Origin of the sequence: Streptomyces sp. NPDC008079 (assembly GCF_042957385.1) — a bacterium.
GTDB lineage: Bacteria > Actinomycetota > Actinomycetes > Streptomycetales > Streptomycetaceae > Actinacidiphila.
On the sequence record NZ_JBIBIC010000012.1, the window covers coordinates 208,512 to 227,465 of the forward strand.

The 18,954-nt window shown below is 70.4% G+C and carries 28 protein-coding genes; 17 read left to right on the top strand and 11 right to left on the bottom strand.

Going from position 1 to position 18,954, the window contains the following annotated elements; all coding sequences use genetic code 11:
* The first annotated feature begins 56 nt into the window (after window positions 1-56).
* The 16 genes from ACFZAM_RS24585 to ACFZAM_RS24660 all read left to right on the top strand — a co-directional run bounded on the left by ACFZAM_RS24585 (window position 57) and on the right by ACFZAM_RS24660 (window position 8,554).
* The gene (locus ACFZAM_RS24585; RefSeq protein WP_391049319.1) at window positions 57-557 is read left to right on the top strand and encodes a phage holin family protein; all 501 of its coding nucleotides are present in this window, start codon (window positions 57-59) and stop codon (window positions 555-557) included.
* Complete coding sequence (locus tag ACFZAM_RS24590) at window positions 544-999, top strand: RRQRL motif-containing zinc-binding protein (RefSeq protein WP_391049321.1); 456 nt, start codon at window positions 544-546, stop codon at window positions 997-999. The genes ACFZAM_RS24585 and ACFZAM_RS24590 overlap by 14 nt, the downstream gene beginning before the upstream one ends.
* Window positions 1,000-1,091: 92 nt before the next feature.
* Window positions 1,092-1,466 carry an ATPase gene (locus tag ACFZAM_RS24595; protein ID WP_391049323.1) on the top strand — a complete coding sequence of 125 codons (375 nt, stop codon included), beginning with the start codon at window positions 1,092-1,094 and terminating at the stop codon, window positions 1,464-1,466.
* Between the two features lie 23 nt (window positions 1,467-1,489).
* A complete protein-coding gene (locus ACFZAM_RS24600; protein ID WP_391049325.1) occupies window positions 1,490-1,651 on the top strand; it encodes a hypothetical protein in 162 nt (53 codons plus the stop codon).
* 51 nt (window positions 1,652-1,702) lie between these two features.
* A complete protein-coding gene (locus ACFZAM_RS24605; RefSeq protein ID WP_391049327.1) occupies window positions 1,703-2,137 on the top strand; it encodes a Pycsar system effector family protein in 435 nt (144 codons plus the stop codon).
* A 101-nt stretch (window positions 2,138-2,238) separates the two neighbouring features.
* A complete protein-coding gene (locus tag ACFZAM_RS24610) occupies window positions 2,239-2,898 on the top strand; it encodes a hypothetical protein (RefSeq protein WP_391049329.1) in 660 nt (219 codons plus the stop codon).
* Window positions 2,899-2,976: 78 nt separating this feature from the next.
* Window positions 2,977-3,531: a hypothetical protein gene (locus tag ACFZAM_RS24615; protein WP_391049330.1), complete on the top strand. Its 555-nt coding sequence runs from the start codon at window positions 2,977-2,979 to the stop codon at window positions 3,529-3,531.
* A gap of 445 nt (window positions 3,532-3,976) precedes the next feature.
* Window positions 3,977-4,324 (top strand): NUDIX domain-containing protein, encoded by a 348-nt coding sequence (locus ACFZAM_RS24620; RefSeq protein ID WP_391049382.1) that lies wholly within the window; start codon window positions 3,977-3,979, stop codon window positions 4,322-4,324.
* Window positions 4,325-4,406: 82 nt separating this feature from the next.
* On the top strand, window positions 4,407-5,102 hold the full coding sequence (locus ACFZAM_RS24625) for a hypothetical protein (protein WP_391049332.1): 696 nt from the start codon (window positions 4,407-4,409) through the stop codon (window positions 5,100-5,102).
* 105 nt (window positions 5,103-5,207) lie between these two features.
* Window positions 5,208-5,894, top strand: a complete 687-nt coding sequence (locus tag ACFZAM_RS24630) for a diguanylate cyclase domain-containing protein (protein ID WP_391049334.1) — start codon at window positions 5,208-5,210, stop codon at window positions 5,892-5,894.
* Window positions 5,891-6,124: a hypothetical protein gene (locus tag ACFZAM_RS24635; RefSeq protein ID WP_391049336.1), complete on the top strand. Its 234-nt coding sequence runs from the start codon at window positions 5,891-5,893 to the stop codon at window positions 6,122-6,124. The genes ACFZAM_RS24630 and ACFZAM_RS24635 overlap by 4 nt, the downstream gene beginning before the upstream one ends.
* Complete coding sequence (locus ACFZAM_RS24640) at window positions 6,121-6,654, top strand: WhiB family transcriptional regulator (protein WP_391049338.1); 534 nt, start codon at window positions 6,121-6,123, stop codon at window positions 6,652-6,654. The genes ACFZAM_RS24635 and ACFZAM_RS24640 overlap by 4 nt, the downstream gene beginning before the upstream one ends.
* On the top strand, window positions 6,651-6,872 hold the full coding sequence (locus ACFZAM_RS24645; RefSeq protein ID WP_391049340.1) for a hypothetical protein: 222 nt from the start codon (window positions 6,651-6,653) through the stop codon (window positions 6,870-6,872). Before ACFZAM_RS24640 ends, ACFZAM_RS24645 begins: the two co-directional genes overlap by 4 nt.
* An 8-nt stretch (window positions 6,873-6,880) precedes the next feature.
* On the top strand, window positions 6,881-7,831 hold the full coding sequence (locus tag ACFZAM_RS24650) for a histone-like nucleoid-structuring protein Lsr2 (RefSeq protein WP_391049342.1): 951 nt from the start codon (window positions 6,881-6,883) through the stop codon (window positions 7,829-7,831).
* Window positions 7,832-7,834: 3 nt separating this feature from the next.
* Window positions 7,835-8,347: a hypothetical protein gene (locus ACFZAM_RS24655; RefSeq protein ID WP_391049344.1), complete on the top strand. Its 513-nt coding sequence runs from the start codon at window positions 7,835-7,837 to the stop codon at window positions 8,345-8,347.
* An 18-nt stretch (window positions 8,348-8,365) separates the two neighbouring features.
* A complete protein-coding gene (locus tag ACFZAM_RS24660; RefSeq protein WP_391049346.1) occupies window positions 8,366-8,554 on the top strand; it encodes a hypothetical protein in 189 nt (62 codons plus the stop codon).
* 520 nt (window positions 8,555-9,074) lie between these two features.
* Here the strand turns inward: ACFZAM_RS24660 and ACFZAM_RS24665 are convergent.
* The 9 genes from ACFZAM_RS24665 to ACFZAM_RS24705 all read right to left on the bottom strand — a co-directional run bounded on the left by ACFZAM_RS24665 (window position 9,075) and on the right by ACFZAM_RS24705 (window position 17,684).
* Window positions 9,075-10,088 carry a ParB/RepB/Spo0J family partition protein gene (locus ACFZAM_RS24665; protein ID WP_391049348.1) on the bottom strand — a complete coding sequence of 338 codons (1,014 nt, stop codon included), beginning with the start codon at window positions 10,086-10,088 and terminating at the stop codon, window positions 9,075-9,077.
* Complete coding sequence (locus ACFZAM_RS24670) at window positions 10,085-11,233, bottom strand: AAA family ATPase (RefSeq protein ID WP_391049350.1); 1,149 nt, start codon at window positions 11,231-11,233, stop codon at window positions 10,085-10,087. The genes ACFZAM_RS24665 and ACFZAM_RS24670 overlap by 4 nt, the downstream gene beginning before the upstream one ends.
* 660 nt (window positions 11,234-11,893) lie before the next feature.
* Complete coding sequence (locus ACFZAM_RS24675) at window positions 11,894-12,310, bottom strand: hypothetical protein (RefSeq protein WP_391049352.1); 417 nt, start codon at window positions 12,308-12,310, stop codon at window positions 11,894-11,896.
* A gap of 564 nt (window positions 12,311-12,874) precedes the next feature.
* Window positions 12,875-13,561 carry a hypothetical protein gene (locus ACFZAM_RS24680; protein ID WP_391049354.1) on the bottom strand — a complete coding sequence of 229 codons (687 nt, stop codon included), beginning with the start codon at window positions 13,559-13,561 and terminating at the stop codon, window positions 12,875-12,877.
* Window positions 13,558-13,869: a hypothetical protein gene (locus tag ACFZAM_RS24685; RefSeq protein ID WP_391049356.1), complete on the bottom strand. Its 312-nt coding sequence runs from the start codon at window positions 13,867-13,869 to the stop codon at window positions 13,558-13,560. Before ACFZAM_RS24685 ends, ACFZAM_RS24680 begins: the two co-directional genes overlap by 4 nt.
* 744 nt (window positions 13,870-14,613) lie before the next feature.
* Entirely contained in the window at window positions 14,614-15,330 is a 717-nt protein-coding gene (locus tag ACFZAM_RS24690) for a hypothetical protein (RefSeq protein WP_391049358.1), read from the bottom strand.
* Window positions 15,327-15,935 carry a sigma-70 family RNA polymerase sigma factor gene (locus ACFZAM_RS24695; protein WP_391049360.1) on the bottom strand — a complete coding sequence of 203 codons (609 nt, stop codon included), beginning with the start codon at window positions 15,933-15,935 and terminating at the stop codon, window positions 15,327-15,329. Before ACFZAM_RS24695 ends, ACFZAM_RS24690 begins: the two co-directional genes overlap by 4 nt.
* Before the next feature lie 446 nt (window positions 15,936-16,381).
* Window positions 16,382-17,245 carry a DNA ligase gene (locus ACFZAM_RS24700; RefSeq protein WP_391049362.1) on the bottom strand — a complete coding sequence of 288 codons (864 nt, stop codon included), beginning with the start codon at window positions 17,243-17,245 and terminating at the stop codon, window positions 16,382-16,384.
* 82 nt (window positions 17,246-17,327) lie between these two features.
* On the bottom strand, window positions 17,328-17,684 hold the full coding sequence (locus ACFZAM_RS24705; protein WP_391049364.1) for a hypothetical protein: 357 nt from the start codon (window positions 17,682-17,684) through the stop codon (window positions 17,328-17,330).
* 39 nt (window positions 17,685-17,723) lie between these two features.
* Here ACFZAM_RS24705 and ACFZAM_RS24710 point away from each other — a divergent pair, with 39 nt between their 5' ends.
* The gene (locus tag ACFZAM_RS24710) at window positions 17,724-17,906 is read left to right on the top strand and encodes a hypothetical protein (protein ID WP_391049366.1); all 183 of its coding nucleotides are present in this window, start codon (window positions 17,724-17,726) and stop codon (window positions 17,904-17,906) included.
* A gap of 185 nt (window positions 17,907-18,091) precedes the next feature.
* On the opposite strand, the gene ACFZAM_RS24715 is transcribed toward ACFZAM_RS24710, so the two are convergent.
* Window positions 18,092-18,259, bottom strand: a complete 168-nt coding sequence (locus ACFZAM_RS24715; RefSeq protein ID WP_391049368.1) for a hypothetical protein — start codon at window positions 18,257-18,259, stop codon at window positions 18,092-18,094.
* Between the two features lie 208 nt (window positions 18,260-18,467).
* Window positions 18,468-18,954 (bottom strand): RHS repeat-associated core domain-containing protein (locus ACFZAM_RS24720; protein WP_391049370.1); only part of this gene is annotated, 487 nt, incomplete at its 5' end.

Below are 18,954 nucleotides of genomic sequence, written 5' to 3' on the forward strand. Positions count from 1 at the left end.
ACCAGGCGTCGCATTCGAGTGGGTCGCCTGGCTCCCTCAACAGAGGAGACCCCATCATGCCGTCCTACGGCGACGACGCACAGCCCGCCTACTACCAGCCGATGCCCGTCCAGGCCCCGTACGTCCACGACCCGGTCCAGCCGTACGGGCAGCGCCCCCTCCCCCAGCCGACGATGGTCTACCCGCCGTCCTCGGGCATCGACGGCGTCACCGTCATACCGGACCAGTACGGGCGGCCCGTCGCCTACTACTCCCAGTCCGCCCCCTCCCCCAGCGAGCCGCTGATCTCCCCGCTGATGGCCAAGATGGCACTCGCCGCGTTCATCCTCGCCGCCGGCGGTGTCGGCATCTACTTCCTCGCCATGGCGCTGGCCACCCTCATCGCGGCGCTCACCATGCTCATCGCGGTCGTGGCCGGCGGTGCCGCCGTCATCGCCGTGCTGTCCGCGGTCAGCCGCGCCGGTCGCAGCAGCGGCACCCGCGTCAGCGTCAACGCCCGCGGCCGCGCGAACGTCCAGATCCACACCGGCCGCGGCCACAACCGTGGCCGCCGCTGAACCCGTCCCGGCCCAGCCGCCGGACAGTCCCGTCGTCGACGTCGACCCGTACGACCCCGGCGACGGCTCCCTGCCGGTCTTCCCCTGGAAACAGGCCGGCTACAAGGGCCTCGCGACCCGCCGCCAGTTACGCGCCAAGCGGCTGCGCCCCGGCGGCCAGGCCCCCGTCGCCCGGATCGAGTGCCGCGGCGGCACACGGTGGGCGTGGCTGTACCGCGTCGACCTCGCCCTGCCGATACGGCCGATGACGCTCGCCAAGGAAATCGCACTCGACGCCGCGATGGCCAAGCGGCAGACCTGCCCGAAGTGCCAGCGCCGCTTCATCTGCTGTCTGCCGCTCAAGACCCTCGGCAGCTGCCTGGAGTGCGACTCCGGCATCCCCCTCGACCCTCGCCTGGTCATGTTCGCCGCCCCCGGCCCTGCCCCCGGACTGGCGGCCTGACCACACCGCGCCCACTGGCGGCTGCCCGATCCGCCCGGCCCAGCCGGGCGGTGAGGAGAGCCGGACAGCCCGGCCCTGGAGGAAGGAACCCCGTGCCCGACATCACGCTCGTCAGCTTCGGCTTCCTGCACGGCGCCCCGCCGGTCGCCGACCTGACCTTCGACTTACGGCCCTACCGCGACCCGCACGTCAGCCCCGAGCTGCGCGAGCTCACCGCCCACGACCAGATCGTGGTCGACACCGTGCTGGCCACGCCCGGCATCGCCGAGGTCATCGAGAGCGTGACCCGCGCCGCCGCGTTCGAGCTCATCACCGGCGACACCGACATCACCATCGCCATCGGCTGCTCCGGCGGCCGGCACCGCGCGCCCGTCGTCGCCGACCAGGTCTACCGGGACCTGCTCGAGCAGGACTGGCCCGTCGACGTGGTCCACCGCGACCTCGCGCTCCCCGTCGTCCACCGCTGACCTCATCCGAGAGGACTTCCGCCATGGACACCGCTGTCCGCACCGCTTTCACCGAGCCCCACCGCCCCGCCAACCTCCAGATCCGGTACGTCACCTCGCGCTTTCCGGAGCGGGAGGCCCTCTCGAGCATCCGCGAGAAGGCCAACGCGCACGCCGCCGCCTGCCGCGCCATCCCGCTGACGTGACCGCAGCTTCCCCGAGCGCTCTCGCGCCGGACCTCGAAGCCGCCCTGGACCGTGCGATCGCCGACACTGACGCGCAGGTTATTGGAGTACGCGCGGGTTCGTACCGGCAACAAGGCATCGCTGCTGCTGGCCTTCGACGGGGCCGCCCTGGCCGGCCTCGCCTCCGTCGCCGACACCCCGCTGCCGGTCCTCGGCACGCTGGCCGGCGCCGCGGCGATCGGTGCCCTGTCCGTCTCCGCCGTGCTGCTGCTCCTGGTGGTCCGCCCGCACCTGCGCGACGACGACCACGGCAGCTTCCCCTACTGGTCGACGCTCACCGGTGACGACCAGGTCCGCGCGGCCGTCACCAGCAGTTCCAAGGAGACCCGGCTGCGGGCACTGTCCGGGATCGCGCTGCGCAAGTACACCCGGCTCCGGCGCGCCGTCGACGTCAGCCTGGCCGCGCTCGCCCTGCTCGCCCTGGCCGCCGCCTGCGCGGCCTGGTGACCGGCTCACCCTCAACTCCCGCGGGCCGGCCGCCTGGTCACCAAACCCGGCCAGCCCGCGGGGTTCCACTCCCCCAACCAGCAGAAGGAGTACGCCCCATCATGACCAAGACCAGCCTCACGCGCCGCATCGCCCGCGCGATCGGCGCCTCACTCACCGAACTCGGCATCAACGCCCTCACCTGGATCGGCGCCGCCCTGGGCGGCTACATCGGATTCGGCGCCGCCCCCGACTCGTGGGCGACCGGCTGGAAGGCCGCCCTCGCCGGCATCGGCGCCCTCGCCTTCGCCGTCGGCCTCGAGGACCTCCTGGACGACGTCGTCGCACCGCTGCGCCGCCTGGCCGACACCCGCCCGACCGGGAGCCGGTACAGCACGGAGCCGGCCACCGCCGCGGCCACCGCGCACGAGGGACTCATCCAGCTCCGGGAGGCGGCCTGCGCCGACGCCGCGTCCCGGGCGGCGGCCGACGCCTACCGCGTCGACCGCGGCCAGGTGCTGCTGACCGACGTCGACCGGTGGCAGGGATACCCCGACGGCACCGCGTCCTTCCACCTCGCGCCCGGCGCGTACCTGCGCTACTGGCGGGACAGCAACGCCGACGGCATCACCCCCGGCATGGTCTTCACCTTCGTCACCGGCGAGGCCGACAACCCCGTCCCCGTCACCGACGTCCAGCAGCTCCAGCGCCTGATGGCGGACTACGCCGACCGTGCCACCAACAGCGAGGACGACACCGACACCGCGCTCAAGGCGGCCTGACCGGTGACCGTGCCGCCCCGGCCCCTCCGGCCGGGACGGCGCGGCCGCCCGTCAGCCCACCAGACAGGAGCCCGCACCATGCCGCCCGCCTCCCTCAGCTCCCGGATGACGATCCAGCGTGTCGGCGCCTCCCGCCGAACCCAGCGCACCGTCACCGACCGCGCGCCCGGCGCCGCCCGGCTCGTGCAGAACCACTTCCAACGCCGCCCCCTGGCCGGCATCCACCTCGTCATCGCCAAGCCCAAGGCCCTGCCCGACCTCGCCGCCGCCGCGCAGGGCGCCGCCGCCGGAGTCCCGAAGAACCTGTGGCACCAACACCCCCTGAGCATCACCCGCCGCCCGTCCGACCTGTACGCGGCCGTCGTGATCGCACCCAAGGGCATGGTGCGGATCCTCCTCAACGGCAGCCGGCTGCGCCGCACATCCGAGACCGACGCCACGCTCGTCTACGCGTTCATCGAGGTCGACCAGCTCATCCGCCACGGCGCCCGCGAGCGACGCATCGCCCTGGTCCGCCACGAGATGCACCACCGGCGGCTGTCCAAGCGCGCCCACGACGACCTCCTCAAGCAGGCCCGCGCCGAAGAGGACGAAGCCGAGCAGCTGCTCGGGCAGTTCGCCACCCGGGACTGACGACCCCCGCGTGCCGCCCCGACTCTCCCGGCCGGGGCGGTGCGCAGGGGCCGGACAGCCCGGCCCGCACGATGAAGGGACACCCCCTCCGTGACCAGCGCCACCAGTGATCAGACCGCCCGCCGCGCCGCCCGCCGGGCCCGCAGCACCCGCCCCGAATGCGCCCTGGCCGCACGGGTCGCCGCCGTTGAAACGCCGATGCTCACCGAGATGACGGCCGCCGCCTTCCACCTCGAGCGCCTCGCCCTCAACGCCGGCACCCCGCAGGAGGAAGCCGCCGGGTACGACGGCACCGACACCGAGAACCGGCACCGCGACTACGTGCTGGCAGCCGCGGAGCGCATCCGCTTCTCCCTGGACCGGATCACCGCCGTACACCGACCCCGACGAGACGATCCGGTACACCGCCGACGTCGTCCTGCTCGCCGCCGACCACGTCCTGCTGATCGAACGCGGCTGGGACCCGCACAAGGGCCAGTGGGCCCTGCCCGGCGGGCACGTCTCGATCGGCGAGAGCGCCCTGGCCGCCGCCGTCCGCGAGCTGGAGGAAGAAGTCGGCATCGCCGTCCCGGCGGCCGACCTCCGGCCGGTCGGCACCTACGACACCCCCGGCCGTGACCCCCGCGGCCGGTACGTCACCGCCGCCTACACCGCGACCCTGCCCGCCCTCGCCGAGCCGACGGCCGGAGACGACGCGGCCGCCGCCCGCTGGTGGCCCCTGGCCGACCTCCCGGACCTCGCGTTCGATCACGCCGCGATCCTCGCCGACGCCGTCACCGCCCGAACTGCCTGACCCCTGTGCCGCCCCGGCCTGCACGGCCGGGGCGGTGCGGAGGACCGGACAGCCCGGCCCGCACGACGGAAGGGACATCGGCATGAAGGACTGGAACACCCCCGACCACCACATCGCCGACACCGACCACGGCACGCTCGTCTTCGCCGGCTACCTGCCGATGGTGCTCGCCGACTGGCAGGTCACCGAGAACGCCCCCGACACCGACGGCCGGATCTACGCCTCGATCCGCGGCTGGCTCGCCAACGGCACCGGCACCGGCACAGTCACCGACCGGTACACCGAGCCCGTCCCGGCCGGCCGCGCCCGGCTGGTCCGCAGCGAGCTGCGCGGCCGCCAGGCGCTGACCGACCGGGACGTCCACATCGACTACTACAACCCCGGCAAGCCCTACCCGAACACCTGGGACCACCCCGGCTGCCTGGTCACCGTCACGTGGGTGGACCGCCGCGTCGACGCCGCCGGCCACCCGGTCCCCGAGACCGAGATCGGCCGCACCCAGTGGACCCACCCCGACACCGGTGCCGTCTTCGACCTCACCGCGGCGTACGTCCCCGCCGGCGAGTTCTACCACGACGACCCGGAGCACCCGGGGTTCACCTGGCAGCACTTCGACCACTGGTCCGGCGGCGTCCCGGTCCTCCACCTGTTCCACGGCGCCGCCAAGTCCCCCAGCCGCGGCTTCGGTTCCAGGGGCCGGCTCATCACCGACGGCGAGTGGACGACGACCGCCGACGCCCCGCGGTTCTCGGAGCACCTGGCCACCGCCGGCTCCTGACCGCTCCCAGATCCTCTGCGCTCCGGGACGGCCGCCGCGGCCGTCAACCTCACCGGCCGCCCCGGGCACCCACCCCGCATCACCGACACGAGAGGGAGCCTCAGTATGGCCTCCACCGTGCACGTCACGGGCCGCATGGCCCACATTCCGGCTGCGGCCGCCGCCGTCACCGCGGCGGCCGTCCCGCTGGCCGGATGGACCGTCCACTCCGTCATCTGGCACCGCCGCTTCGCCGCCGCCCGCCGTGACCCGCTCACCGGGTTGCTGCGCCGCGACGACTTCACCACCCGCGCCGACCGGCTCGTGCGCGCCTACGGCAACGACGTCCTGGTGCTGCTCGCCGACGTCGACGACTTCAAGACCGTCAACGACCGCTTCGGGCACGCCAGCGGCGACCAGCTCCTGGCCTCCGTCGCCGACCGGCTCACCCAGTGGGCCGGCTCCCGCGGTGTCGTCGGCCGCCTCGGTGGAGACGAGTTCGCCGTCGCCGCCTACATCGGCGCCGGTCGCCGCCAGATCCGCGTCGACCAGCTCGACACGATGCTGACCGCCCCCCTGCCGCTGGAGGGCACGCACCTCACCCCGGGCGTCTCGGTCGGCGCCGCCGCACCCGACCTGGTCGGCACCCGCGACCTGTCCGGCCTGCTGCGCGCCGCCGACGCCGCGATGTACGCGGGCAAGCACAGCGGCCGCACCGTCCTGGCCGGCCCCGGCCACCGCGACGTCCCCACCGTCAACGGCCGCCGCGCCGACCGCCCCGGCACCCACACCAGCGGGCAGGTCGCGGCATGACGAAGCCGACCACCGCCCGCCTGCTGGCCGCCGCGCAGATCCGCGCCCTGGGCCGCCGCCGTCCCGGCGCCCGGCACTACGCCTGCGCCCACTGCGCCGTCACCTGGGCAGGCCCGCACACCGACTGCTGGGTCTGCAACCGGCCCGCCGTCACCGAGTACACCTCCCGCACCAGCGCCCTGCAGCTACTCGCCCGCCTCCGCGTCCCCACCCGGGAGGCGACCTCGTGAGCAGCAGCGACATCACCGAGGCGGCGACGGAGATCCCCTTCCCCCGCAGCGACAGCCCGACCGCCTGCCAGAGCAACCCCGGCCGCTTCTCCCACGAGAAGGGCAGCACCACCGGGTCGTCCGACACCGCGGTCGACATCCGCCGCGCCAAGCGGGACTGCGCGCAGTGCCCGCTGGTGAACGACTGCCTGAAATGGGCGCTGGCCAACCCGGCGCTGACCCCGGTCGGCGTGTGGGCGGCCACCACCCCGCGCGAACGCACCACACTGCGCAAGCGTCAGGTGGAGCGCCTCGGACCGGACTGGGTCGCCAAGGTCGCCGCCGCCGACCGCCGCCGTGCCGAGCGCCGGCAGCGCGCCCGGGTCGACCCGCCGCCGATACGCAGCGAAGCCCTGGAGCGCCTGGCCCTCGAGCTCATCCCCACCCGGCCCGCACCGTACGAGCCCTGGCGGGCCCCGATCACCCCCGAACGCGCCGCGGCCAACCGGCAAACCCTCGCCCGAGCCCTAGGGCTGAAGAAGGCCGCATGACCAGGCCGGTCCAGCAGCGAGCGCTCCTGGACTGGCATGACGGCCGTCACTTCACCGGTGGCGGCCGCTGCGTCCTGTGCGGCCACTACACCGTCCTGCAGTCCCACTCCGGCGAAGACGTCCACAAGGTCTGCGCCGAAGCGTGGAACGCCGCACACCCGGGTGAGACCCGGTTCGTGTCCGACCCGCCCCGCGCCCGCCGCAAGCCGGGCGCGTAGGAGGCGAGATGTACGACAACTTCGACATCCACGCAGCAGCCGAATCCATCCCCCTGACCGTGTTCGGAGCCACCGAGGAAGGCGCCGCCGCCCACATGACCGCCCGCCACGCCCGTGACAAGGACGACCTGGCCGACCTCCTGGCCGCCCTCGCCCTGCCCGACGACATCGACACCGTCACCGCCCTGCTCCCCCTCATCCCCGCCCCGGCCGACGACTCCCCGGCAGACCCCGAACCGACAGGAGACGAGCCCGCAATGCCCGACCAGCCCCCGACTACCGGCCTCGACGCCTTTGAGGCGATGGCGATCTCGATGCACAACGCCGGCGCCGACGTTTTCGCCATCACCGAGGCAACCGGCATGACCTGCCAGGAAGTCGAGAACCTCATCGTCGCCTTCACCGGCACCTCCGAACCGGCCACCGACGACGTCGACGCCGCCCCGGCCGGGAAGCCGACCGAACCCGCCCACGACACCGCCACGTATGACGCGGTCTCCCCCACCCCGGAGTCCCCGTCCTCGAAGCCCACGCCTACTGTGCCGGACGTCACCGACGTCGACGTGCTGCTGCTGTGGGCGGAGCAGCACACGCTTGCCAGCGTCCGCGCCACAGCCAGCCGCATCCGCCAGGACCTCGCCGACCTGGACCAGCGCCGCGCCGCTGACAAGGCCACCACTGAGGTCGAGGCCCGTATCGCCAAACTCCGGGCGGACCTCCAGGCCGAAGAGGAGCACTTGCGGCAGCTCAAGGCCAGCAGCCGCGCCGCGGCGATCGAGGTACCCACCCCGATCCGCCCTCAGCCCGCCAAGCGCTCCCGCGAGGAACTCACCGCGATCCGCACGTGGGCCCGGGCCAACGGCCACCACGTCGGCGTCGCCGGCGTCATCAAAGCATCGATCGTGGAGGCATACGACGCCGCCCACCCGCAGCCGGCCACACTGGCGAAGGCGGGCTGAGCGATGACGGCAGACGCGATAGTCCTGGACGGCTACCTGGACGAAGAGGTCGCTGCCGACGAACTCGTTGACGAGATGCTGCTGCCGTGCAGCGTCAGCGCCTCCGAACTGACCGCCGCCGTCCTGCACGAGCTGCGCCCGGGCGACCACGTCCGCGTCACCGGACACCTCGGGTTGCCGCGCATCAGCGACCATCCGATGTGGCTCCAGGTGCTCACCCTCGAACTGCTGGACACCCCGCCCCTGGACTTCCCGGACGACGACGCCCGCGACGACCAGGCCGACGACGATTGCACCACGACGGCCGCCGACCCGGCGGTCCCGGTCGACAGAGACACCCTCTCCGACGTCGGTCGACTCGAGCGGTACGGGCCCTACGTCGTCTGGTCCGACCCCGACCTGTGCGCCGACACAGTGTGGACCGAGGCCGGCGACCTGCTCGGCACAGCCGTCTATCCCGACACTGCCACCACGCTCATCCACACCCACCAGCGCCGCGCCTACGGCGACATCTGATCCAAGGAGTGCACACCCTTGATCCCCATCAGGCGCGCCGCCGACGACCCCTCGGACAGCGCCCCCGCCCCCGGGCCGCCTGTCAACATCCCACAGCAAGCCGACCCCGTACGCCCGGATGCGATCAACGTCGGCGACATCGCCCGCAAGCCGCGAGCTCTCGCCACCGCCCTGCAGAAGCTCTACGGCGTCCGACGTCGGCACTGACGAGGCCCCGGGCCGCAGCAACTCCGCTGCGGTCCGGGGCCTTTCGTGCGTTCAGGACCGGTTTGGTGCTGCGCGGTTGCAACTTGTGACATGGTGCCCGTCCTCGGGAAGCGGGAGACTTGCCAACAACATGCGGAAGGTAGTTACCGTATGAGGAGAGTCCCCGCCGTGCTCATCGCCAACATCAGCCCGCGAAGTATGGGCAAGACGACCGACACCGGCGCCGTGCCGATCAGCGCCATGCGCCGCCCCGCCGCCCCGAGTACCGCGGCTGGCATCCCTGCCCCCGACACAGGTGCACCCGCAGTCTGGGCAACCTGATCACACGAGCACCACATCGAAGGCCCCGTCCCCAGCGACGCGAAATCGCTGAGGACGGGGCCTCTTTGTGTGGAGCGCGAAGCCTGGCCCCGATGGCCTTGATACGGACAGCCTTCCGGAAGCACGCCAGCCTTAACCGGGTTAAGGCTGGCGACAGGGGCGGATGCGTCGGGAGTCCGGTGCCGTGCTCCGTTCTGACCTATCTGTCGGCCTGGAGCAGCCAGGCCAGAGCCTCCCGCTGTTCTGGAGCCATGTACAGACGAAGCATGCGGTCGAACCATGCCGGGTTGTCCCAGGGAAGGTCCGGCACGGCCTCGTCGACAGTGGCACCGTTAACCGGGTTAAGCCCCGACGCTTTGCTGCCTCCAGCACGATCCGTTCCGCTCGTCTGGGTCGGCACGGATACATCCGCGACCTCGACGCTCGTGGCGGGACCGGTACCCGAGGACGGCGCTGCCTCGACCGCCTCCTGCGGAGCGATGCGTGTTCGCGGCTTCCGCGGAGCCTTAACCCGGTTAAGAGCCGCATCTGCCTCGGTCCGCTGCTTTTCAGCGGGCAGCCGTCCAATACGCCGACCGTCCTTGACCGTCAGCTCCCCGCTCGCGACCTTGTCCTGCAAGTCGCCTTGCAGAGACAAGAGAGCCAGCCGCTGTGACACCCACGCCCCGGACTTGCCCAGCCGACGCGCCACTTCCTCCTGCGAACCGTGCTTGGCCAGCAGCTCCTGTATGGCACGGGCCTGATCCAGCGGCGGCACGTCCACACGGTGAATATTCGCGATCAGCGCCGATTCCAGCATGTCTGCCGCGCTGGTCGCGAGGTCGTCGTTGACGTCGATCCGAAGTTCCGGCAGGCCCGCCAAGGCTGCTGCTGCGAGGCGTCGGTTGCCGTCGATGACGACGTACTCCACCGCGCCGATCGCCTTCTCCTGATCCGGGTGAACGGACAGGAAAGCGGCACGGCGCACCACGGCCACCGGCTGGAGCTGTCCGCGAACACGCAGGGACTCCGCGGTCTCTTCGACGTCGGTGAGTTCCTCGCGCGGATTGAACGGATTGTGCGCCAACACGGTCAGTTTCACCGAGGCCGGCGGCCTTTTCCCCTCGCCCTTCATGATCTGCTCACGGGTACGGATTTTGCGCGGCGGGGGAGTACCACCCTCGCCCTCTTCGCTGATCTCGAAGCCCCGGGTGATGCGTCGGCGGTCAGTCATACGGCAAGCTCCCTCGCGAGATCGCGCATCGCCTGCGCGTGTTCACTGTCCGGCGCGTACTCCAGCAGCGGGATCTCCCCGTCGGCCGCCTCACGCCCCTCCTTCAAGTCCCCGATGACGGCGAGCACGCTGGGAGTGGTGCTCTTCTCCCACTGCTCACGGTTCTCCTGCACGAGCTTCCCTCGGCGGCTGTCGTAGGCGTTGATGATCAGGCCCAGGTAGTCGACCTGGATCCGCCCCTTGGCGCACAAGTCGTCCTTCTGCTTCTTCAGCAGCCTCACCGCGCGGTGTGAGGCCCGGTTCGCCCACACCGGCGTGATGACGCCGGACCGGTCCGCCAGCTCGCCTTCGCGCCGGCGCACGTAGTACAGCGCGGTGTCCATGTTCAGTCCGAGGCTGGGCGGCCCGTCAATGAGGATGATGTCGTAGTCCGCTTCGAGTGGTTCCAGTGCTCGCTCGAGCGCGGCCTCGCTGAAGCTGACTTTGGACAGGGCGACGTCCCGCATGAACGCGTCGTCGGATGCAGGCAGCAGGTGAAGCCGGCCGCCGAAAACGTCCCCGTCCAGCGCGACCAGGAGGTCGCGGATGTCGCCCTTCGCGGTGCCGTCCATGTGCATCATCAGCGTTTCGACGTCGTCCTCGTACATGAGGTCTTCGAAGCCGAGCTCCGCGGTGAGGTGCCCCTGCGGGTCGTAGTCGACCAACAGGACCCGGTGGCCGCCTTCCGCGAGAGCCTGCGCCATCCCGGAGGCCAGGAACGTCTTGCCGACGCCGCCCTTCTGATTCGCAATTATCACCCGCACCACCGGCTGAGCCACCAAAGGCGCAGTGGGGGAGGGGTGGTTGTCGAGCCAGAGCGTCAACGCCTGTGCGAGCCCCTGTACATACGTCACGCCCCGGTCCGCGCACACCGCCTTGAATTGGTCCGGCTCGCCTGGAGGCAGGAAAGTGCCCCAGGTCTTCGCCCCGGCGGTCTCGGCTTCGGGAAGACCATCAGCCGCGTACCACGCCTTGATTGCATGCTCGGTGGCGTCCTGGATGTCCATGCCGTGCTCGAAGGCACGGATCTTCAGATGCCTGCGCAACTGGGGTGTGAGAGAGGTGATTAGCTTCTCTCGGTCCCCTCGCGGGTTCGGGATGCTCATGTGGCCGAACATTACTAGGTAGTGGACGAGGGTTGTCCGCCCCACACCGACGTTCACCCGCTCTTACACCCCGATACCTGGAAGGACCGCCGGACGAGACCGTCGTCCTGCCCCAGGAAGCACCGGGCAGGACGACGGTTCTGACGTCCCGTACGGCCCCTGCCTACTCGCTGTCCCGTGAAAGTCCGCAGTGCGGCAGGAACGCCTGCACCATGTCCCGCAGACGGTCGGGCAGGTGATCAAGTGCCTGGCTGTCGGCCGCGTGGCTCGAGGACGCCGCGGTCGTCGCGGCCGGCATCTACCCTCAGGGCAGCCTCGAGGACTGGGCCGACAACGTGCCCGAAGAGGCGCTGCCGTTCGACTACGTCGTGAACGTGGGAAGGTCGGGCTCCTCAGCGAGCTCAAAGGCCAGGCGAGCCGGAAGCGTGTCTTCGTCGAGACTCCGGGCTTCCTGGAGATCAGCCCGGATGCGGACTGGGGCGACAACCCCATGGGTGAGAGCCGGGTGGCGGCGGCGCTGTTCGAGGTGCTGGATCTCGCGGACTTGGACATCGTGCCGATCACGCCCGAGGGGATGACGCACCGGCCGGGCGATGCCTGCCCAGTATGTCTCCGCCCGCTGGGCAGGCATCTAGGCTTGCCGACTCCTCCGGGGTGAGATCAGTACCAAAACTGCACGGTGCTGCTTCGCAGGGTCACATCAGCGCGGCCGTTGACGCTGTCGATCGTGTAGTGATACTTGCCCTTCGGCTGGCGCCCCCAATTCTGCGTGGATGAACTGGCGCAGTGGAAAGTGCGCTTGCCGCGATTTTGATCTGGCCCGATGCGTTCTTTCATCAGCTTCACGACGACCGTGACGCTGGTGGCATACTTCACCCGGCAAGAAGTGAACCGCAGGGTAGTCCAGGTCCCATCAGTGTTCTTGTCTGTCCACGTCCGGCTCTCGTTCCCAGCCCACGCGTTGTTCCAGTAGGTCTTTACATAGCCTTCAGCGTGCGCCTGCGGCACCGACAACATGAGCAGCGTTGTGCTGATACCCGCAGCAGCGAGCGCGCGGGCTGCTAAAGAGGTGCGCATCCGACATTCCTTTCGCTCGTATCGGACGCTATAGACGCTTCGAGCCGGGTTGAACCGTGTTTTCGGACGATTCAGCCGGCCCACACGATGTCGAGGACGTACAGGTGCGGCGGCTGAGTGGTGCGGTTGATCCAGTACAGGAGGCTGAGTTGGCCGACGGCGGCGCTGCGGAGATCGGCGCCTTCGGGGTCGGTGGTGTCCCACTGGGGCCAGTGCAGTGGGGCGCGGGCGGGAGGGTGCGCAGAGTAGACGTCGCTGCGCAGCGTGCGGGCGATGTCGGTGAGCAGCCGGCCGGAGACCAGGACCGTGCCCGGGTCGGTGACGCGCGGGCGGCGGCGGGGGTGGCGTAGACGGAGGTGTCATAGTCGTAGCCGGTGACGGCGAGCTGGTCGTCGGCGGCGTGCAGCTTGAGGCCTGCCACACGGTCAGGCCTGGGGTCACGGGTGTGTAGGGGTCTCCTGCGGTGGAGTGTGCTGGCTGGCCGGAGCTAGCAGGTCGAAGGCCGGCCCGCGGTCGGGGCCCCGCACACGGTGGTGTGCGGGGCCTCGGTTCTGTGCGCGGCGGTCAGAGGAGGCGTTCGCTGAGCGGCGGCAGGTTGCGCAGGGCGGCGGCGCGCTTGCGCTGTTTTATCCGCAGCCGCCGCCATGTGACGGTCCAGGTGGCGATGTCGGTGATGCCGCAGACCTCCAGGAAGCGCACCATGGTGTTCTCCCTGGGCAGGTTCGAGCCGTTGAGCATGTCGCCGATCGTGCTGCGGCGCAGCAGGCCCCCGCTGGCGTCGGCGAGCTGGCGCAGCGAGGGCTCGCCCGCCCAGACCAGGACGTCGTTGAGCTTCTCGATGAACTCCGCAGAGGTGGAGCACTCGATGGGGTCGGGCTCGCGTCCGCGGACGGTCTTCCCCGCGGCGAGCTTGAGGCGGGCGCGCTGTCCCTCCCAGACGCTGCGGAGCATGTCCATCTCCAGGGGCTCGGCGCCGAGGATCTGCGCCGTCTGCGAGACAGTGCGCCAGGCGAACTGGACGTCCGTGCTGAACATCCGCTGCACGCCGGAGGGGCTGATCCCGATGCCGATCTCGCCGAGCTTGAGCGCGATGGCCTTGGGCGTGAGGCCGGAGCGGATCCGCATGTAGGTGAGCAGCAGGTGCGGCGTGGTCATCCCCACCATCTCCGCGTCCATGCTGCTGACCTCGTGCTGCGCGAGCAGCTGGGAGAGCGCGCCGACCCTCTGGCGGCCGGTCGGGCTGACGCTCATCGGGCGCTCCTGCCCGGCGCGGCACGCCTGGCGGTCCGGCTGCCGGCGGCGCCGGTGATCGCGTCGATCGCGACGCCGGCCAGCACCGCGGCCAGCAGCGCGGCCGTCACCTCGACGGCGAAGCCGAGGACGACCATGGTGGCCAGCAGGATGACGGCCAGCGCGGCGAGCTGCCAGCGGACGGCGCGGCGGGTGAAGCCGAAGCCCGGCCTGGGGGTGTTCGCGTCGATGACGCATCCGCCCCCGGCGGAGGTGCTGGCCGGGACGGGAAGCGGGTACGACGAAGTGGACTGGCGGCGCCGGAACATGGCGACTCCTCAGAGTGAAGTCTTGAAGCGGGACGGGGTATTGCGGGGCTTGGCCGCCCCAGTGACCTGAAAGTACGGCCACCAGATAACACTCTTCCTCTGTCTGATCCTGAACACAAGTAGCTCCGGACCGGTCGGATACCGGTGCCTACTACATGAGTTGAGGGGCGCGGATGTGCCGCCCGGAGTGTCGGCGGGCGAGGGTATGATGGTGCGCTTTTGCAGCAGCGCGGCCGGTCAGACGCAATTGCATGATCAAAGGTCCGGGGGTGTCCGGCAGCATCCGGAACTGTCCGGAAGCCGGGTCCAGGAGCCTCGTGTCTAGACCACTTACTGGCGCGCCGACCAGCGGCGGTCGCAGTTGGTCAAGGGTTCACTGTCCGGTGGTGTCCGAGTAGGTTGGTGGAGGGGCTCTAAATGCCGAGACTCCCTGATGACTCCGGTCCTTGAAGCGGGACGAAGTCGATCAAGGCGGTGCCGTTGGCCCGGCGCCCCTTACATGTGACGCAGACCACTGCGTCACGGAGGGTCCGTGCTCCCGAGTACGGACCCTTCGGCGTGTTCGGGTGAAACCCGGCCTTCCGCCCCCAAACGGCCCGCTGACGCCGGGCGGCCCCGCCGACGGCGAGCGTCTGGAGCAGGGAGCGATCGGCCGGGCGTGGGAGGCGCCGGACGGCACGCTGGTCTCGCTGTCCGACGAGGAGCTCGACGACCTTCCGCTACCGACGGCCAAGACGATCGAGATCAGCGGCGGCTGGCGAAGTCGGCGAGGCTGTCGACGAGGCGGCGGTCGGGGAGGCTGACTATGCCGCTGGGGTCGCGGGACGCGAGCCGGTCGACTTCGGCTTCCAGCCCGTCGGGCGGTGCTGTGCTGGAGGCGGATCCGTTGCGCCGTACGTAGCGGGCCACGACACCGAGTCCCTCGAGGAAGTCGCGGTCGGGGGCGATGTCTAAGGCTTCCTCCATGGTGCGGATGGTCTGGAGGTACCAGTGCTGGGCCTCGCGGGTCTCCCCGAGCACCAGGTGGTCCAGGTGCAGGCAGTAGGCGGCGATCCGGCTGCCCGCTCCTGCCGCGAGCTGCCACCAGAACTGGGCGCTCTCGGGCTGGTGGGTCAGGCTGAGCAGGCAGGCGAAGACCACGGCGCCCTGGATGTCGAGCATCTCCTCCAGGCAGCGGCGTTCGGCCGCGGGCAGGATCGTGACGGTGGTGTCGGTGCCCCACCGTTCGTCGACCTGGGCGAGGCGGTCGACGTGGGCTGCGGCGCCGGGGGTGTTCAGGACCCACCGGCACACGACGGTCAGGCGCTGCCTGGCCTGTCCGGCGCGGACGACTTCGCGGGTCGGTCCGCCGGTCGCCGCGTCCGCGGCGAGCCGGCGCAGGCCCGCTCCGACGTCGAAGGTGCGGGAGGACGTGGGGATGGAGGCGTTGTCCAGCAGGCTGTTCAGGGCGGCGGAGGTCACTGTCGTGCTCCCTTCCGGGCGGTGGCGGTTTCGGCGGGCAGGCCCAGTTGGACGCGCAGGCGTTCCTTGGCCTTCCGGACGTGGTAGTCGACGGTCCGCTCGTTCTTCAGTCCCAGCAGCCAGGCGATACGGGTGGTGGGGTAACCGAGGATGAACCGCAGCACGATGACGTCGAACTGGCGCGAGGGCAGGTCGGCGATGGCCGCGTACAGGCCCTGGCTGCTGTCCATTAACTGGAGCTGGCCGCGGGCGGACTCCATCTGCGCGGTGTACAGCGCCTGGAAGAGCGGGCCGTTGTCGACCAGGGCCGGCGCGCGGCCTTCGGCCTCCAGCTGCCGGACCACGGTCCGGCGCATGATCGCCCATGCCTGCTGTTCGAAGTTGCCGTCGCCCAGCAGGGCGTCCCAGTTGCCCAGGATCTCCAGGAATCCGCGGTGGACCGCCTCTTCGGCTTCGCGGCGGCTGCCGATGGTGACTTCCGCGTACTCGTGGAACGGCTCCTGGTGTCCCAGGTAGAGGGCCTCGAACTCCAGGGGAAGGGGGTGGAGGGCGCCGACGGGCTGGCCTCCGCTCCTTGGTGCGGCGGCCGGAACGTCATCGTTCACAGCGGCCTCCGTGCGTAGACGTCATCGTGCTTCCTTGACGGGGGTCGGCCCGGGGCCCTCGGCACCGTGCCGAAGGTTTGGCCTCAGCACCACTCAAGCGATTTCGGGGGCCGCTCACGCATCGTTGCCCCGAAAAAAATCACTGAATGATCATGAGTGAGCACAATTAGTAGTATCTAAGCGGGGGGCATCGCTGTGACCAGGCGGGATGCGAGTTGCAATTGCGAAGACGTTCAAAAACCGGGACAGAAGTGGTCCGGATCACACAGTGACCGGCCTGTCTGGATCATGATCATGTGGGCAGATTGCCCAGAAAGACCATTCATGCGCACGCACGTCCAGCCCGACCGTGTGGCTGACGGGCCGCTCCAAGGGCGTCGCCGCTGACGGCGACGCCGCGCACCGTGTGCACGGGCTCGCCGTCCGTGTCGGACGTCCTTCCGGTCCTACCGCACGCGGGTGACGGTGACGACCGCGTGGCGGGTGGTTCCCGCGGCGGCTTCCACGGTCAGGCCCGGAGCGACCGGCGTGTAGGGGTCTCCTGCGGTGGAGCGGGCCAGCGAGCCGGAGCCGGCCGGGCGGAGGCGGGCGGCCGCAGTGGCGGCGGTGCGCGGATCGAGGCGCTGGGAGATCGCACGGCGCCCGTCGGGCAGTTCGACCACCAGGGCGCGGGGCCGGCGGGGACTCCCGGTGAAGCCGACCACCGCAAGGTCGACGGTGTCGGAGTGGCGGAGTTTTTTCCAGATTCGTCCTGCCCGGTACCGTCCGTCGCCGCGCTTCGCGACCAGGCCCTCGATGCCCTGCGCGCGGAGTGTTTCGTACCAGGCGAGGGCCACATCGCGGCCGTCGGTGGCCGGGACGGGCTGGATCGGCGGCCCGAGCGGCTCCAGTGTGTCGAGCAGCAGCTGGCGCCGCTGTGTCCAGGGCCAGGGCCGTACGTCGCCGAGCCGGGCGGTGGCGAGGATGTCGAACACCGCGTACGACGCGGGGAGGTCGTGGGCGAGGGCGGCGGCACGGGCGGGGGAGGAGGCCATCCGGCTCTGCGCGGCGCTGAAGTCGATGACGCCGCCGGTGAAGACGACGGCCTCGCCGTCCAGGACCGTGCCGGGCTCCAGTGCCGTCCCGGCCGCCGCGAGGTCGGGCCAGGACCGGGTGCTGTCCCGGCCGGAGCGGGCCTGACACCGTACGCCGCCGACCTCCCGGCGCATGACCATCCGGTGACCGTCGTACTTCGGCTCGAACCACCATCCCGGACCGGCGGGCAGAGACGTCACCGGCTCGGCGAGCGCTACCTGTATCGGGTCCTCCACACCGCCAGCCTGCGCCACCGCATCGGGTCCGGCACCCCGGACCCGGCCTCGCCCCCGCACGCCGGGACCGCGCGGGGTGTGCCTACGACGGTTCGTCGAGAACCTTCACGGCGCAGGCCGGGCACGAGGCCGCCCGGCCGGAGTCCAGCAGGGCGCGGGCGGCCTCGTGCCCAGCGAGCGGGGCCGAGCTGCCGTCCGTGCGCCGCAGGCACGGGCCGTGGTGGACGACGTCGCCGTTCCACCGCCGCTCCAGAGTCCACCCGGCCAGCGCGCGGCGGCGCCGCCCGGCCTGCTCGGCGGCGAGCTGTTCGAGGCGGGCGGCCCGCTCGAGGCGGGCGAGTTCGTCGCGGGTGCGCTGGAGGTGGAACGAGAGCCACTGCTCCACCGCGCGCAGACGGACGATCCGGCTCGGCTCAGAGTCCCGCTCAAAATCGTTCACTTGTACGAATATAGTGGGCGGGTACCATCCAGCAGCGCGGTGACCAGCGGAGACCGGGTGTACCCGGTCGACGCGGCGGTCACGAACGGCGGAGACAGCCCGCTGCTCCTGGCGCTGGCCGCCGGTGCCGTCCCGTGGACGGCGGTCGGTCTGCGGCTGGCCTGGCTCGAGGAACTGCGGCGCCGGATCGGCGCGCTCGCCCGCGAGACATCGAAGGCCTAACCGCGCAAGCGCCTCGACGGGACCGCGACCCCGCAGCGCCATCCCGGCTACCGGCACCCCCATCGCTGAGGGCCGTGCCGTCAGGAGTGTTCGTCGGCGCCGTACTGCTCGGTCGTGGGTGACCGTTGTTCACGGGTCAACTGACTGTGTGGTTCCGCTCCCGCCGCTGCCATCCCCCAGCAGAATCATTCACGCCGCGGACCGCGCAGCATGAGATAGGTCAGCGTTCCGGCGGCTGCGAGCGTAACGATTCCCACGCAGATGAATGCCACTCCGCCTGCGCCCTCCTCGTTACTTCCCTGGATGATAAGAAATACGGCAGCAATGAACGTGATGATGATGAAGATCACCATTCGCCGCGCCATATTCGGACCCGATTTTCCCATTGCGCACCAATCTTAATATAGTTGACCTGATAAGGGATGTGAACGTGTGGGATTGGGCTGGTCGCGTGGCCGCGGAATCGTCTCCCGCGGTCACGCGACTATTGACGCGCTCTCCTGGGTCTGTTGCCTAGGAACTCTGGCAATCGGTGGGTTTACTTCGGCCTGCTCCTTCTTTTCATCCGTAAGAAATGATGTCAGCGCCGTATTTGGAGGCGGCGACTCCTACCCCGCAACTGGCCACAACTGCGGTGCCTGTGCCCACCGGGCCGTAGATGCTGGCGTACATAATGATGCCGCTCTCTGAGGCGGCTCCAACTCCCGCCAAGCAGCCGGAGACATATCCCGTGATCTCGCCTACCTTGTCAATGGCGTCGCTCAGGAAGTTCTTTCCGGTGGGATCGGTGTTGTTGATGGGGTCGTCGCCTGCGTAGGCGTAGCGGTTGCCCTGGGCGGGGTCGGCGAGGAACGAAAGTGCGTCCTGGGTGGTGAAGCGGCCGGTGGTGGGGTTGTACCAGCGTTGGCCGTATTTGATCCAGCCGGTGGTGCGGTCGTAGGTGCCGCCGACGAAGCGGTAGGGGTTCTGGGCTGCGGCTGATCCGGTGGCGGTGGTGGTCTGGTAGGCGCCGTAGGGGTCGTACTGGTAGACGGTGGAGGTGACCGTG